Genomic DNA, 14,367 nt, shown 5'->3' on the forward strand with positions numbered 1-14,367 from the left:
TCCTTCGGGGATGGGGGGAATCCGGCGCCCCGACCGTACAGAGCCACCCCGCACGCCGCTAGATTCCGACGAAGTAAAGAATGAACCGCGCAAATTCTTGCAAGTTTTTCGCTGCTCTACGCAAATCTCGGATTCCTGGGCTCTCGGCCTCGCCGCGGGCGCGGATGCGGCGAAGGCCACCTCATGCGGCGGGAACAGCCTGTCCGGCCGACGCTGTTGCACCGGCCGAGGGAGCGGCACCGCGTGGGAGGGGACGGCACGGACCAGAGGTTCTCCACCCCCGCGTGATGCGGCACCCTCCGGTCCGCGGTACACCCGGTGATCTGCTATCCAGGGACGCCCGCTCAGGTACCCGCCGCGGACTCGGACCGAGGCTTGCCACACAGGAGGACTGTTTTCATGAACGACCGGCCCTTGACGCTCATGGCGGTACACGCCCACCCCGACGACGAGGCCACCGGAACCGGAGGCGTCCTCGCGCGGTACGCGGCCGAGGGCGTGCGCACGGTCCTCGTGACGTGTACCGACGGCGGCTGCGGTGACGGACCGGGGGGTGTCAAGCCGGGCGAGCCCGGGCACGATCCGGCGGCCGTCGCCGCGATGCGGCGCCAGGAGCTGGAGGCGAGCTGCGACATCCTGAAGATCAGCCACCTGGAGACGCTGGACTACGCCGACTCCGGAATGATGGGCTGGCCGGCCAACGACGCCCCCGGCTCCTTCTGGCGCACGCCCGTGGCGGAAGGCGCCGCCCGGCTCGCGGAGCTCATGCGGCGCTACCGGCCCGACGTGGTCGTCACCTACGACGAGAACGGCTTCTACGGGCACCCCGACCACATCCAGGCCCACCGCATCACGATGGCAGCGCTGGAGCTGACCGAACCGACCCCGAAGGTGTACTGGACGACGGCGCCGCGCTCGATGATGCAGCGGTTCGGGGAGGTGATGCGCGAGTTCGGGGAAGACCTGCCGGAGCCGGACCCCGCTGAGGCCGCCGCGATCGCGGAGATCGGGCTCCCCGACGAGGAGATCACCACCTGGGTGGACACCACTGCGTTCGGCGGCCAGAAGTTCGACGCGCTGGCCGCGCACGCCAGTCAGGGCGAGAACATCTTCTTCCTCAGGATGGGCCGGGAGCGGTTCACCGAGCTGATGGGCATGGAGACCTTCGTCCGTGTCCAGGACTCCACCGGCGCGGCCGTACCCGAGAACGACCTCTTCGCCGGACTGCGCTGACCGGTCCGTCGTCCCGGGCGGACGGTCCGCACGCCGCGGCCGGTCTGTCCGCCCGGGGCGGCGCCCGGCCGCCGGTACGGCCGGAACCCGCCAAAGGCGCAGGTCAGCGGATCGGAAGTGGTGATAACCCCCCGGGATTTAGGCGGAACTCCCCCTGCGGATCCGGTGGCTGGCCCGCTGTCGGCGCGGTCCGGCCGTGCCCAGACTCGGCGGCATGACGTTCTCCATCGACGCTCCCGCCGCGGCCGCGACGGCCACCGAACCGGCGCGGGCCTCCGGCCTCGGCAGCGATTTCGCGAGGCTCTCCCGGCGCATCGCCGACGCGGGCCTGCTGGACCGGCGCCCTGGCTACTACACCGTGCGGCTCGGCCTGGTGATCGCGGCCCTGCTGGGCGGCACGGCGGCCTTCCTCGCGCTCGGCGACACCTGGTGGCAGCTGGCCGTCGCCGCCGCCATGGCCCTCGTCTTCGGCCAAGTGGCGCTCGTGGCACACGATCTGGCCCACCGTCAGGTCTTCCGTCGACGCCGCCCGAGCGAGATCTGGGGCCGCCTCTTCGGCAACCTCGCCATCGGCATGAGCTACGGGTGGTGGATGAACAAGCACACCCGTCACCACGCCAACCCCAACCACGAGGAACTCGACCCCGACGTCGCACCGGACATCCTGGTGTGGTCCACCGACCAGGCACGCGGCAGCAGCGGCCTGGCCCGGCTCGTCGGCGGCCACCAGGCGTTCCTGTTCCTCCCGCTGCTGACGCTGGAGGGCTTCAACCTGCACGTGTCGAGCGTGCGGGCACTGCGCTCGCCGGCCATGAAGAACCCGGTCGCGGAGGGCGCGCTGCTCCTCCTGCACTTCGCCGCCTACCTGTCCGCGCTGTTCCTGGTCCTCTCCCCCGGCAAGGCCGTGGCGTTCCTCGCCGTGCACCAGTGCCTCTTCGGCGTCTACCTCGGCTGCACCTTCGCCCCGAACCACAAGGGCATGCCCACCTTCACCGGCGACGAGCGGCCCGACTTCCTGCGGCGCCAGGTGCTCACCTCCCGCAACGTGCGGGGCGGCCGGTGCACGGACGTGCTGCTCGGCGGCCTCAACTACCAGATCGAGCACCACCTCTTCCCGAGCATGCCCACGCCTCATCTGCGGCGCGCCCAGGTGATCGTGCGCGCGTACTGCGCGGAGATCGGTGTGCCGTACCACGAGACCGGGCTGCTGCGGTCCTACCGCGAGGCCCTCACCCACCTGCACCGGGTGGGCGAACCCATCCGGCGCGGGCGCGGGGCGTCCTGAGACCGGGGCGGGCGCGACAGGCGGGGCGGCGGCACCCGGTCTCGCTTGCGGCGGCAGCCGGCCTCAGTCAACCGGTCCCCGTCGTCCACCTCGAACCACGGGGTACCGGCGTGGCCGCCGAGACGGGCGTGCAGCGTCCTCTCCTTGCCGCCGAAGGCGTCGCACAGGTCCAGGGCGCGCTGCCGGGGGTTGCCTGCGTCGTCCCACTGCAGCAGGAGGGTGCCCCGTCGGCTCGCTCAGCCCAGGGTGTCCAGCAGGGCGGTGACGTAGGCGTCCAGGCGCCCCTCCACCGTCCGCGTGGTCAGCTCCGTCCGGCCGGCCTCCTGCCACGGCCGTACCACCGACCGCACCTCGGTCGAGAACGCCAGGGCATCCAGCAGCCGCCAGTACAGCCGGTCGCCCGCGGCCGTGGCCGGCACCCCGCCGGCCTCCTCGTACGCCTCGGCGAACCGCAGACCCCACTCCGGTCCGTGCAGCATCGCGAGATTGCTGGAGCAGTGCGCCACATCGAGGTCGGCCGGCCCCCAGGAGGTCTCCACCCAGTCGACGACCCCGGTGATCCGGAGACCGGCCGGGCCGGGCGGGCCTGCCTGGCCGGGCGGTGTCACGTCGAACAGCACGTTGCCGGGGTGGAAGTCCCGGTGCAGGAAGCGTCCTTCGTAGGGGGGCGCGGGCTTGCGGATCACGTCTGCCGCCGCGGCCCACGCCACCGCGTCGGCGCCGTCCGGCGGGACGACGGCGTCGGCGGTCGTCCACGCCGTGTACGGCCGGGGCCGCTCGGCGGGGCGCACCGCGTGGATCGCGACGAGCTGACGGGCCAGCAGCGGGACGCGCGCCTCCAGTCCCCGGTCCTCGAGGACCGTCCGGCCCGGCAGATGCGTCATCAGGAGCGACGGGTACTCGCAGTGCGCGGCGGCCGGATCGACCGCGACCGGTACGGGAGCCGGCACACCCGTCCCCGCGAGCAGGGCGAGGACGCCGGCCTCGCGGTTCAGGAGCTCTCCGGCCTGCGCCGCGAAGAACGGGTCGGCGAAGGTCCGCAGCACCAGGTGACGGGTGGCCCCGTCCGGCGCGCCGACGGTCAGCCGCCGCATCTCGGCGGTGATGCCGCCGTGCAGTGTCTCGGTGGCGACGACCCGTTCACCGCGCGCCAGATGCCGGCCCACCCAGGCCAGCGCCAGCAGCCGGACGTCCACCGCCTCGTCGTCGTAGGACACGGTGTCAGCCCATCATCCGCCCGGCGGCACGCGCAACGGGGTTACCGGGTGCTGCCCGGGGGCCGCAGGGCGGCGGCGCCTGCCCGCATCATCGCGGACACGGGTGACCTCGCCCATTGCACGAGGTCGCGCGGCAGTCCGGTGTCCAGCTCGACGGTCACCCGCACGTAGCGGGTGTGCAGCCGGTTGACCTTGACGGGACGCGGTACGACCGCCTCCGGTCCGCGCTGCAGTGCGGCCCGGTAGGTGTCCTTGCGCTGGTTCATGCCCTGTCCTGTCGTTTGACGAGTTCGTCCGCGAGGTCCATGTACGCCGAGCCCTTGGCCTCCACCGGACCTCCGAAGGACTGCGCGTACAGGTCGAGCCGTGGAATGTGGGTGGACAGCACGTCGAAGCCCCGCTCGGTGAGAGCTTCGCGGGCGTCGGCGTCGGGCCCCGTGCGCGTGGCGTCGGCGCGGTTGGTCCGGTTGAGCAGCACGGCGGCGTGGGCCGGCTGGGCGCGCAGGGACTGAACGTCGCCCATCTCGCCGCCGATGGGCGCCATGCGGTCCAGTTCGATGGGGGCCGGAGTGACCGGCACGATCCACTCGCTCGCGTATCTCATGATGCTGCGGGCGATGTGCGCGTGGTCCTCCATCTGCGGGGCGTCGAAGACGACGGCCTGCCGCTCGCCCAGGAAGTCGTTCACCCGCCGGTGCACGTCACCCACCGGTAGGGCGACCACGGGAAACGGGAAGCCTCCCGCCAGTTCGCTCCACCGCAGCGCGGAGGAGGCGGGGTCGCTGTCGACCAGCAACGGGGGGATGCCCGACTCGTGAAGTGCGTGCGCCAGCCAGACCGCGCTGGTCGTCTTTCCCACCCCGGGCTTCAGGTTCACAAAGGCATAACTCAGCGGCACACGGGTCAACGTAGGGCCGCGAGGGGCCGCCGACCGCCGAGTCGGGGCACAGCCCGCCGTCGTTCACCCTGCGGCGCCGGTGAATCATCCGTATGGGCCAGCCACGCGAACCGGTGCCAGGCGACAACAGGGCCGGCAACGGCGTCACCACCGCGCCCCCGACGTCACGGGGCGCCGTCCGCCGTCGCACGCAACAGGTCTCGGTACTCCGAGTGCCCTCGTACGCACCGGCAATCCCCGCTCCGGGAGTCGACGACAACTCCTGGACCACCGCCGAACCTTGGCCTTCCCCGCGGATCCGGTGGGCTGACGGTGATCTGGAACAGGTAGAGACGGGACCTCGACATTCCTCGAAAGCGCAATCCCCACTGCACCCCCTCTCTTTCGGGAAGCGTGCCGGACGCGAATTCCCGTGCAGCCGCCGTCGCAGCCTCCAGCGTGATCATCTTTCACCACCCTTGTCTGTGAGTGGACTGCGTTCAGCGCCCACTCTGCTGCCTGAGGCCGGCATTGAGGCCGGCTCTGGCGGTATTGCGTATGCGCCGTGTGCGGCCGTCACCGGCGAGGATCCCGACGGCCGCGGCGCTCGCCCCGTCGGCGACCTTGAGCTGGAACCAGTTGCCCTGCCGATCCGCGATCATCGATCCTGACGAGGCCAATCGTCTCGGCTCGCGCCGGTTCCGTCGCACATCGCACCTGACTGGTGGCGGCGAGTGAGTGCAGAGGGGCCGGACCCGGGATCTGGGTCGGGTCACCACCGACTGTGCCGGCCGGCTCGACGCCATGACGCGGCAGTCCGGGGAACTCGTTCTTCTCTCTCGCAGGCGCCATGGGCCGATGCATCCACGGGCCACGGTCACCCTGCGCACGGGAGAGATCCGGCGGCCGGCGACGGGTGGTCTCCCGCCTCCGCAGCGCTCTCGCAGCGCGTGGAATTGGCCACAATTCCTATCTTTCGGACAGATGAGCCTATAAAAGTAGTTCTTTACGGCTGGCTGCACTCTGCCGTAACCGGCTCCAGGAATTCGACGACCTGCGTCACGGGAGAAGCGTTTGATCACGGCACGTAAGCGAACCACCGGACTGATGGCTACGGCCGGCGTTGTGGGCGGCATCCTCACGCTCACCGCTCTCGGCGGCACCGGCTACGCCGCCACCAGCGACAACGGCCCCGGAACTCACCCGACTTCGCAGGCGCAGACACAGCAGGCGAACGCCCAGGACGCTTCCGACGCCCGAATAAAGATCACGCCCGGGCAAGGTGCCTACGGCGTCGGAGTCAACGGCCCCGTCGAGGTCACCGTCCGCAACGGGCAGCTCACCAAGGTGATCATGACAGCCGTCGCGACCGGTACCGAGATTCCGGGCACCGTGTCCGCGGACGGCACGTCCTGGAAGCCGAACGGCCCCCTGGAGCGCGCCACCAGGTACCAGGTCGCCGCAGAGGCCTCGGACGCCGAGGGCCGCTCCGCCACCGGTAACGCCACGATCACCACGGTCTCCCCGGCCAACGACTTCGTCGGGCACGTCTCCCCCGAGGACGGCTCGACCGTCGGCGTGGGCATGCCGGTGTCGGTCACCTTCGGCAAGGCGGTCGGCGACAAGGCCGCCGTGGAGTCCGAGATCCAGGTCAGCTCCAGCAGCGGGCAGCGGGTCGTCGGTCACTGGCTCAACGACGCCCGCCTGGACTTCCGTCCCGAGACCTACTGGAAGCCCGGCTCCACCGTCACCGTCAAGCTCACCCGTGACGGCGTCCGGAAGACGGTCACGTTCCACGTCGGCCGGAGTCAGATCAGCACCGTGGACGCCGAAACCAAGCAGATGACCGTCGTACGGGACGGCAAGACGATCAGGACCATCCCGGTCTCGTCCGGCAGCGCCGAGCACCCGACGTACAACGGCCCGATGGTCATCTCCGAGAAGTTTTCGCAGACCCACATGAACGGTGCGACCGTCGGCCTGATGAAGGACGGCAAGGCCGCGTACGACATCGACGACGTACCGCACGCCATGCGCCTGACCGCTTCGGGCACGTTCATCCACGGCAACTACTGGGGTGCCGACTCGATCTTCGGCAGGGCCAACACCAGCCATGGCTGCGTGGGCCTCAACGACGTCGAGGGCGGCCGCGACGGCAGGCAGCCCGCCGCATGGTTCTTCGACAATTCGATGATCGGTGACGTCGTGGTCGTCAAGAACTCCGCGGACAAGGCCGCGCCGGCCCCGGACAACGGCCTCAGCGACTGGAACATGCCGTGGGCCGAGTGGGTCTCGGGCGGCACGACCGGCTGACCGATCCCCCCCGGCACGCATCGGCGCTGACCGATCCCCCCGGCACGCATCGGGGGTGCGGACCCCCGCTCGGGCGCGGTCGTCCGCGCCCGGTGAGCCGCGCCACGCAGCGCCTCGTCACTCACCCGGACAGAGTAATCACACTCCGTCATCCCCTTGTCCCCCTTGGCATGTCCCCCATTCGGAGTTGCGTCCGCATGGGGGACATGAGGCCGTGGATGTCGTGTCCCGCCGGATCTCACCCTCAGGAGGAGACATGGGCACGAGGAACAACGGCCGACCGGCCGACAGGCTGAGCGTCGTCTTCACCGTCCGCGTGATCGAGGGCGGCGAGGAGGGGTTCCTGGACGTGTACGACCAGCTCCGCAGGTCGGTCGCCCGGACCCCCGGTCACATCGTCGAGAGGCTGGGAGCGCCCGTGGACGGCTCCCGGCAGTGGGTCATCACCAGCGAGTGGCAGACGGCCGAGCACTTCTTCGCCTGGCAGCAGAGCGAGGAGCACCGCGCGCTGGTGGCTCCGCTGCGCCAGTGGGTCGACTCGACGCAGTCGCTGCGGTTCCGAGTCGTGAAGGAGACGACGGGGGTGACGTCATGACGCGCGCCTCCACCGGCACCGTCGCCGTACTCGGGCTCGGCACGATGGGCTCCGGCCTGGCCGCCCGCCTCCTCGACCGGGGAATGCGGGTCCGGGTCTGGAACCGCACCCCCGAGCGGGCAAAACCGCTTGCCGAAGCAGGCGCCTTCGTCGCCGCGCACCCCGCCGACGCCGTCGCGGGCACGAGTGCCGCCGTCTGCGTCGTCGCCGACGGCGAGGCCCTCGGCTCCGTGCTGCGCGGACCCGACGGCGTCCTGTCCAAGGGCTCCTACCCCGGTGTCCTCGTCTGCGCCAGCACCGTCTCCCCCGAAGAGGTCGTCCAGATCGCCGGCGACATCCCCTCCGTCGTGGACGTGGGCATGCTCGGCAACCGCGACCACGCCCGTGACGGTGAGCTCCGGCTCTTCGTCGGCGGCGAGGAGCAGGCCTTCGACGCCTGCCGCCCGCTGCTGGAGGCGCTGGGCAAGGAGGTCGTCCATCTGGGCGCACTCGGTTCCGGCATGCGGATGAAACTGTGCCTCAACCTCCTGATGGGCATCGAGGTGCAGGCCCTGGCCGAGGTCACCGAACTGGCGACCGCCTGCGGCCTCGACCGGCAGGCGGTCCTCAAGACGATCGCGGGCAGCGGTTTCGCCTCTCCGGTCATGGCGTTCAAGTCGAGGCGCCTGGGTTCCGGCCGCTTCGAGGAGCCGGACTTCCGGCTGCGGCTGATGGCGAAAGACCTCATGCTCGCTACCAAGCAGGCGGCGGCGGCCGGTCTGAGTCTGCCGCTGGCGACCGCCGCAGCCGAGACCCACGTCCGTGCCACCGAGCAGGGACTGGGCGACCAGGACTGTGCCGCGGTCACCCGCGCACTCACACCGAAACCGGGCAGCGACACGTGATCATCGACATCCACGGGCACCTCTCCCCGCCGGAAGCGGCCAAACGCTTCCCCATGCCTCCCAGCCTGACCGACGTCGACGGCATGCTCGCCGCTCGCGCCGAGGCCGGCATCGACCTCACCATCATCGGCAGCCCCGTCGGCGCCGGAGCGATGGCACGGGTACCGGGCGTGGACAACTACGCGCAACCACGAGACCGGCTGCGCGGCTTCCACGCCTGGATGTCGGGGCTGATCCGCAGGTTCCCCGACCGGTTGCGCGGCTACGTGTACGCCAACCCGTTCGGTGACGACGATCACCTCGAAGGGGTGCGGGAGACCCTGGAGGACCCGGCCTTCGTCGGCCTGATCACCACGTCCAGTGTCCACGGGGAGCTGCTCGGCTCCCCGCGCGCCGACTCCTTCTTCGCGCTGGCCGCGGAGGCGGGCGTACCCGTCCTGGTACACGCCCCGGCCGAACCGGTCGGCACGGAACGGGTGGACGAGATCGGCTTCGTCGAGCAGATCGGCCGGTTCGGCGACGTCACCATGGGCATGGCCATGATCGCCTTCGCGGGGTGGCTGGACAAGTACCCGGAGCTGCGGCTGATCGGCGCGACCGGCGGCGGCGCGATGGCGCTGCTGCCGGAGCGCCTGCAGACGGCGGCGCGCCCCCGGCACTGGGCCCAGGGCGCGCCGCCCTCCGGCCGGCCCGGGGCGGCCCCGGGCCCGTCGGCGGCCGGGGGGCCGGCGGTCGACCCGGCCGCGGCCCTGCGGCGCATGTACGTGGACACGAGCCCGTTCAGTTCGGCGCATCTGAGCCTGAACGCGGAGGTGCTGGGGCCCGAGCGGATGCTGTTCGGCACCGACTCACCGCCGCTGGCCGTGCCGCTGGAGGAGCAGATCCGCATGATCGAGAAGCTGCCGGTCGACAGGGCGTCGCAGCAGCTCGTCCTCGGTGGCAACGCCGAGGTTCTCTTCGACCTCAGGAGTCGTCCGTGACCACCACGCAAGAGGCCGTCGCCGCGGCCGAACGCTGCACCCCTGAGTTCCGGCGGGACCCCCACACGGTCTACGCACGCCTCCGCGACGCGGCCCCGGTCTGCCCCATGAGACCGCCGCACGGCAACGAGACCTACCTGATCACCCGGTACGAGGACGCGCGGGCCGCCCTGTCGGATCCGCGGTTGAGCAAGGACATGTACGGGGCCATGGACGCCTACCGGAGGATCTTCGGTGACTCGTCCGTCGCACTGGACGACAACATGCTCAACTCCGACGCGCCCAAGCACACGCGGCTGCGCCGACTGGTCAGTTCCGCGTTCACCGCACGGCGGGTGGAGGCTCTGCGGCCGAAGATCCAGGACGTCGTCCGGGGCCTGCTCGACGAGTGCCCGGTCCGGGAGCCGTTCGACCTGTTGCCGGCCTTCGCGTTCCCGCTGCCGATCATCGTGATCTGCGATCTGCTCGGTGTACCGCCCCAGGAGCGGGCGCGGATGCAGAACCTGTCCTCCGCGGTGGCCCAGAGCGGCTTCTACGAGGAGGCCAAGCGGGCCCAGCAGAAGGCGGAGGAGGACCTGCACGCGTACTTCTCCGATCTCATCGCCGCCAAGCGGAGGCGTCCGGGTGACGATCTCCTGAGCGCGCTCACCGCGGTCCGGGACGACGACGGCGGCCTGACCGGGAACGAGCTGGTCTCCACGGCGTTCCTGCTGATGTTCGCGGGTCACAAGACCACCGCGTACCAGATCGGCAACGCCGTGCACCACCTCCTGTCCCATCCCGGACAACTGCGCGCGGTGCGGGAGAACGGGGAGCTGATGCGTGCCGCGGTCGAGGAACTGGTGCGCTACGACGGCTCCGTGGAGACCGCGACGTTCCGTTACGCGACCGAGGACGTGGAGTACGGCGGGACCCGGATCCCCAAGGGCGCCCTGGTCCAGATCGCGATCAGTTCGGCCAACCGCGATCCGCTGAAGTTCGACGCCCCGGACGAACTGAACGTGACGCGCCCGGGCAACGCGCAGGACGCGCATCTGGGGTTCGGGCACGGCAGCCACTACTGCCTGGGAGCCCCGCTGGCCCGGCTGGTGACGCAACTGGCGCTCACCGCCCTGTCCGACCGGTTCCCGAGGATGGCCCTGGCCGACCCTCGCGCCCAAGCACGCTGGCTGGAGGTCCCCTTCCCGGCCTTCCGCGGCCTCGCGGAGCTCCCGGTCGTGCTCGATCCCGCCGGCTGACCGACGCACCACGAAAACACGGTGTCCTGGTTGTCCTCGGCAGGCCAGCCGGCCGTCACCGCCGTCCGCCGAGAAAATCGAGGATGTGACCGAAGACGTCCAGGGCGGCGCCCCGGCCGAGGAACGTGTCCAGGTGGCCGTAACCGGGGATCTCGGTGTAGGACACGTCCAACTGGGGCTGGCGCTCGGCGAGTACGTCGTGGCAAAGCCGCTGGGAGTCCAGCCACAGCCCGTTGTCGCTGCCGGCGAGCAGCAGCACGGGGGTGTCGATCCGGCCGGCCGCGTCCAGCGCATTGGGCGGCAGCTGACGGTAGCGGTGGTCGGTTTCGTGCCAGCGGACCACGCTGCGGGCCAGCTCGATGCGGCGCAGGTGGGGCAGGATCCACAGCGGCGCGGGGCCGAGGAGGTCGGCGAGGCGGTCGTGGGTGGCCTCGGACAGGTTCTCGTGCACGAAGAGCGAGGCGCCCGTGCCCCAGGCGGAATTGTGCAGGATCTGGCAGGTCGGGTCCGGGCAGCTCGCCTTCCGTGAGGCCAGCGCGAACAACGGGGTGTACTTCGACCACAGGCCCACCTTGCGGAAGTCGACCGGGACGTGGTCGATCCGCGTCTTCAGCAGCTCCCCCGCCAGTGACATCCGCAGCGATGTCCGGCCGGCCAGTTTCGGCGTCAGGAACACACCCTGGGACACCACGCCGGCGAGGCCCGGCACCAGGCCCGCCGCCATGCTCAGGGACAGCGTGAGCGAGCCGATGCAGTGGGCGACCACGAACACCGGACGGTCGCCCACGCGCTCGCGGACGTGGTGGACGGCCGCGGGGATGTCGTACAGGGCCACGTCGTCGTACGTGTACCTCTGGCCGGTCTCGTTGTACGGCAGCCGGCAGCTGCCCCGCCAGTCCAGCAGCCAGGGCTCGTAGCCGTCGTCGAGGAGAACGTCGACCAGATTGCGGGTCTCCGGCAGCAGGAACATGTCGGCGGACGCGGTGTGTCCGTGCAGGAGCAGCACGGCGGGGCGGTCCGCGGCGCCGGTGTGTACGCGGGTCAGGCCGAGCCGGACGCCGTCGCCCGCCCGGAAGGGGATCTCCTCGACGCGGGCCGGGTCGAGGCGGTGGTGCAGCGGGCGCAGGGCCGCGGTGGTCCTGACCCGGGGCAGCGCCGACCCGCCGGCGCGGGAGGTGGTCGTCCTGAAGATCATCGGTGGCGCTCCGTGAGGGTCGGGGTGCGGCGCAGGTCGAGCAGGTCCGCGGCGGCGCGGGCGAAGGGGCCGAGCAGGCCGCGGCCCATCTCCAGGCCGAACCAGGCGAGCCAGGTCAGCTTGGCCGCCCGCTTCTCCTGACTGGTCAGACGCGGGTCGACCTTGATTCCGTCGATCTGGTCGCGGACGTAGGAGTCCGCGGGCACGACGACCTCGCCCGCCAGGCTCGCCGCCTCGCCCTCGCGGCCGATCCGCACGGTCAGCGCGCGGGTCTGCCGCCACAGGTCGCGGCGGGCCCGGGCGTACTTGTGCCCCTCCAGCCACCAGTGGCCGCCGTCGGCGTCGCGCAACCGCAGCCGGTAGCGCAGGAGTTGGTGCCTGAGTCCGTGCTGCTGCGGGATCCCCTCCTCGGGGCGGATCCAGACGTCGCCGCGCTCGACGGTCAGCGGCTCGGGATGTACGGCGGTGCAGACGACCTCGCCGGTCACGTCCACCCGGCGCTCCTTCACCAGCTGGTACATGCCGGCGATGGAGAGGGTGAGCGCCATGGAGCAGGGGGTGTCGGCGGGGGCGCCGACCGGTCCCACGCTGCCCTCCGTCGTCTCCGAGAACCACAAGTAGGGCTGGTCGTCCTTGTGCGGCAGCCTGGCGAGGCCGTCCTGGGCGAGCCGCTCGAAGGTGCTGAGCTGGGCCTGCGCGTCGTAGCGGGTTGCGGGCGGCAGCCCCAGCGCCGCGACCAGCGCGGCGGTGCGTGCGCCTCCGGCCGCCGGGCCCTTCAGGGTCGCCTCACACAGCTTGAGAGCGGTAGGGCTCTGCAACACCCTGGAAAGGAAGGCGAGTTCGGGGACCGGCTCGGCCTCCAGGCGGGCCAGAGCGTCGGTGCGCCACTCGTCCCAGTCCTGGACGCGCACGTGCATACCTCCGAGCGCCATGTCACGGACGACGTCGTCGAGGGTGTTCGGCACACCGGTGAGGTTGTAGTCGTAGCCCCAGGCGTCGGGCTCGCAGATCGCGGCGACGGCGACCCGGCTCACCCAGTCCACCGGGGCCGCGTTCAGGTAGCGGAAGGCGGGTACGGTGCGGAAGCGGCCGAAGGCCGAGACGAGGCCGCTGCTGAGGTCCTGCGGGTTGCAGGCGCCGGTCTTCGTGTGGCCGCCGATGCCGCCGGGGCGCAGCGCGGTGACGACCAGGCCGTGGTCGCGGGCACGGCGCAGGGCGACCTCGGCGGCCCACTTCGACTGGTCGTAGCCCGAGACGAGCCGGTCGACGTGGGCGAGTGGGTCGTCCTCGCCCATGGAGGTGATGCCGACCTCGTTGAAGACGGCGATCGAGGAGATGTGGTGCAGCGGCTTGGGCCGCCCGGTGGCCGCGAGTTCGGCGAGGGTGAGCGCGCCGAGGACGTTGCTCGCCCGCAGCGACTGGTAGCCGCGCAGGAAGTCCACGGCCGCGGCCACACTCACGACGCTGTCCAGTGCGTGGGCGAGCGTGTGCCACAGTTCGTCGGACAGGCCGAGCCGCGGCCGCCGGATGTCGCCGGGCAGCACGGTCACCCGGCGCCGCACCTCCGACGACCAGGGCAGTCGGTGACTCTTCAGCGCCTCGCCGAGCCGGGCGACGGCCGTCTCCTCGTCGGCCGCACGGACCAGGCAATGGACGTGCGCGTCACTGTGCCGGAGCAGGTCGAGCAGCATGTGACTGCCGAGAAAGCCGGTGGCGCCGGTCAGCAGGATCCGGCGGGGCGGCAGCGGCTCGGGCACGTCGGCGAACGGCAGTCGGTCGGCGAGGCTCAGATCGGCGAGGATCTGCTCAAGGTCCTCGGGGCGCGCCCTGCTGTACCGTTCGTCGCCACTGCCGGCACGGGGGCGAGGCGCCGGTGAGGTGCGCGGAGTCGGCGTCGGAAGGGTGCGCGGGGCGAGAGCCGGACGGGCGCCCGCTGCCGGGAGCGGCAGCGTGCCAGGTGCCGGAGCCGCGACAGCACCTGCGCCGGCAGCCGGCCGCGCACCGGCGACCGGAGCCGGCGGCGTGCCCTGGGCGGTGGGCGCCGGGGTGCCCGCGTGCACGGCCCGCGGGGTGGCGTCGCTCGACGCTTCGGCCCCGGTCGCCCGCAGCCAGCGCCGGGCGAGACTGACCGGACGGGCGTCGGCGAACACCTCGTCCAGGTCGAACTCGATGCCCAGCTCGCCCTCCAGCTCCGCGACGAGTTCCACGGCGTGCACGGACGTGCCCCCCGCGTCGAAGAAGTCGGCGTCGGGCGCCAGGTGTCCCGCGGGCAGATGGCGGCCCGCCGCGGCGGCGATGGCCGCGGCCACGCCGTCCACGTCCCGGAGCGGGGCGGGGGCGGCACCGGAGTCCGCACCGGTGGCGGCCTGCATCACCCTGGCCAGCAGGTCGTCCACGCCGAGCCCGCCACCACCGCGCTCGATCGCCTCGGCGGTGGCCCGCTGCCCGGATTCCTCGGTCATGTCACGCATGAGAGCCCTTCACGATGTGCGCGTCCTCATCCTTTGCTTCCGACATCCGAGGAAGTCCTCGCCTGCTTGCTGGGGCACG

At 71.4% G+C, this 14,367-nt stretch carries 13 protein-coding genes and 1 pseudogene; 7 read left to right on the plus strand and 7 right to left on the minus strand.

Annotation, left to right across the window (positions count from 1 at the left end; translation table 11 throughout):
* Nucleotides 1-399: 399 nt before the first annotated feature.
* The gene (locus BLW82_RS07005) at nucleotides 400-1,233 is read left to right on the plus strand and encodes a PIG-L family deacetylase (protein WP_093497993.1); all 834 of its coding nucleotides are present in this window, start codon (nucleotides 400-402) and stop codon (nucleotides 1,231-1,233) included.
* 214 nt (nucleotides 1,234-1,447) lie between these two features.
* Nucleotides 1,448-2,518, plus strand: coding sequence for a fatty acid desaturase family protein (locus BLW82_RS07010; protein WP_093497994.1), 1,071 nt, complete (start codon nucleotides 1,448-1,450; stop codon nucleotides 2,516-2,518).
* Nucleotides 2,519-2,589: 71 nt separating this feature from the next.
* On the opposite strand, the pseudogene BLW82_RS45200 reads toward BLW82_RS07010, so the two are convergent.
* The 5 genes and pseudogenes from BLW82_RS45200 to BLW82_RS44280 all read right to left on the minus strand — a co-directional run.
* A pseudogene (locus tag BLW82_RS45200) lies at nucleotides 2,590-2,736 on the minus strand (alpha/beta hydrolase); the annotation flags it as partial.
* A gap of 18 nt (nucleotides 2,737-2,754) precedes the next feature.
* Complete coding sequence (locus tag BLW82_RS07020; RefSeq protein WP_093497995.1) at nucleotides 2,755-3,735, minus strand: phosphotransferase family protein; 981 nt, start codon at nucleotides 3,733-3,735, stop codon at nucleotides 2,755-2,757.
* Nucleotides 3,736-3,776: 41 nt separating this feature from the next.
* Nucleotides 3,777-4,001 carry a hypothetical protein gene (locus BLW82_RS07025; protein WP_093497996.1) on the minus strand — a complete coding sequence of 75 codons (225 nt, stop codon included), beginning with the start codon at nucleotides 3,999-4,001 and terminating at the stop codon, nucleotides 3,777-3,779.
* On the minus strand, nucleotides 3,998-4,633 hold the full coding sequence (locus BLW82_RS07030) for a ParA family protein (RefSeq protein WP_256215681.1): 636 nt from the start codon (nucleotides 4,631-4,633) through the stop codon (nucleotides 3,998-4,000). The genes BLW82_RS07025 and BLW82_RS07030 overlap by 4 nt, the downstream gene beginning before the upstream one ends.
* A 479-nt stretch (nucleotides 4,634-5,112) precedes the next feature.
* Nucleotides 5,113-5,274, minus strand: a complete 162-nt coding sequence (locus BLW82_RS44280; protein ID WP_177232861.1) for a hypothetical protein — start codon at nucleotides 5,272-5,274, stop codon at nucleotides 5,113-5,115.
* A 445-nt stretch (nucleotides 5,275-5,719) separates the two neighbouring features.
* Between BLW82_RS44280 and BLW82_RS07040 the strand changes: the two genes are divergently transcribed.
* From BLW82_RS07040 to BLW82_RS07060, 5 genes are all read left to right on the plus strand, one after another.
* Nucleotides 5,720-6,925, plus strand: coding sequence for a L,D-transpeptidase (locus tag BLW82_RS07040; protein ID WP_177232862.1), 1,206 nt, complete (start codon nucleotides 5,720-5,722; stop codon nucleotides 6,923-6,925).
* A 256-nt stretch (nucleotides 6,926-7,181) separates the two neighbouring features.
* Nucleotides 7,182-7,520, plus strand: coding sequence for an antibiotic biosynthesis monooxygenase family protein (locus BLW82_RS07045; protein WP_093497998.1), 339 nt, complete (start codon nucleotides 7,182-7,184; stop codon nucleotides 7,518-7,520).
* Entirely contained in the window at nucleotides 7,517-8,404 is an 888-nt protein-coding gene (locus tag BLW82_RS07050; RefSeq protein ID WP_093497999.1) for an NAD(P)-dependent oxidoreductase, read from the plus strand. Before BLW82_RS07045 ends, BLW82_RS07050 begins: the two co-directional genes overlap by 4 nt.
* The gene (locus BLW82_RS07055) at nucleotides 8,401-9,384 is read left to right on the plus strand and encodes an amidohydrolase family protein (RefSeq protein WP_093498000.1); all 984 of its coding nucleotides are present in this window, start codon (nucleotides 8,401-8,403) and stop codon (nucleotides 9,382-9,384) included. Before BLW82_RS07050 ends, BLW82_RS07055 begins: the two co-directional genes overlap by 4 nt.
* Nucleotides 9,381-10,622 carry a cytochrome P450 family protein gene (locus tag BLW82_RS07060; protein ID WP_093498001.1) on the plus strand — a complete coding sequence of 414 codons (1,242 nt, stop codon included), beginning with the start codon at nucleotides 9,381-9,383 and terminating at the stop codon, nucleotides 10,620-10,622. The genes BLW82_RS07055 and BLW82_RS07060 overlap by 4 nt, the downstream gene beginning before the upstream one ends.
* Before the next feature lie 55 nt (nucleotides 10,623-10,677).
* On the opposite strand, the gene BLW82_RS07065 is transcribed toward BLW82_RS07060, so the two are convergent.
* On the minus strand, nucleotides 10,678-11,817 hold the full coding sequence (locus BLW82_RS07065; protein ID WP_093498002.1) for an alpha/beta hydrolase: 1,140 nt from the start codon (nucleotides 11,815-11,817) through the stop codon (nucleotides 10,678-10,680).
* Nucleotides 11,814-14,279: a thioester reductase domain-containing protein gene (locus tag BLW82_RS07070; RefSeq protein ID WP_256215683.1), complete on the minus strand. Its 2,466-nt coding sequence runs from the start codon at nucleotides 14,277-14,279 to the stop codon at nucleotides 11,814-11,816. Before BLW82_RS07070 ends, BLW82_RS07065 begins: the two co-directional genes overlap by 4 nt.
* Between the last annotated feature and the right edge of the window lie 88 nt (nucleotides 14,280-14,367).

The sequence above is a fragment of the Streptomyces sp. Ag109_O5-10 genome, from assembly GCF_900105755.1.
GTDB lineage: Bacteria > Actinomycetota > Actinomycetes > Streptomycetales > Streptomycetaceae > Streptomyces.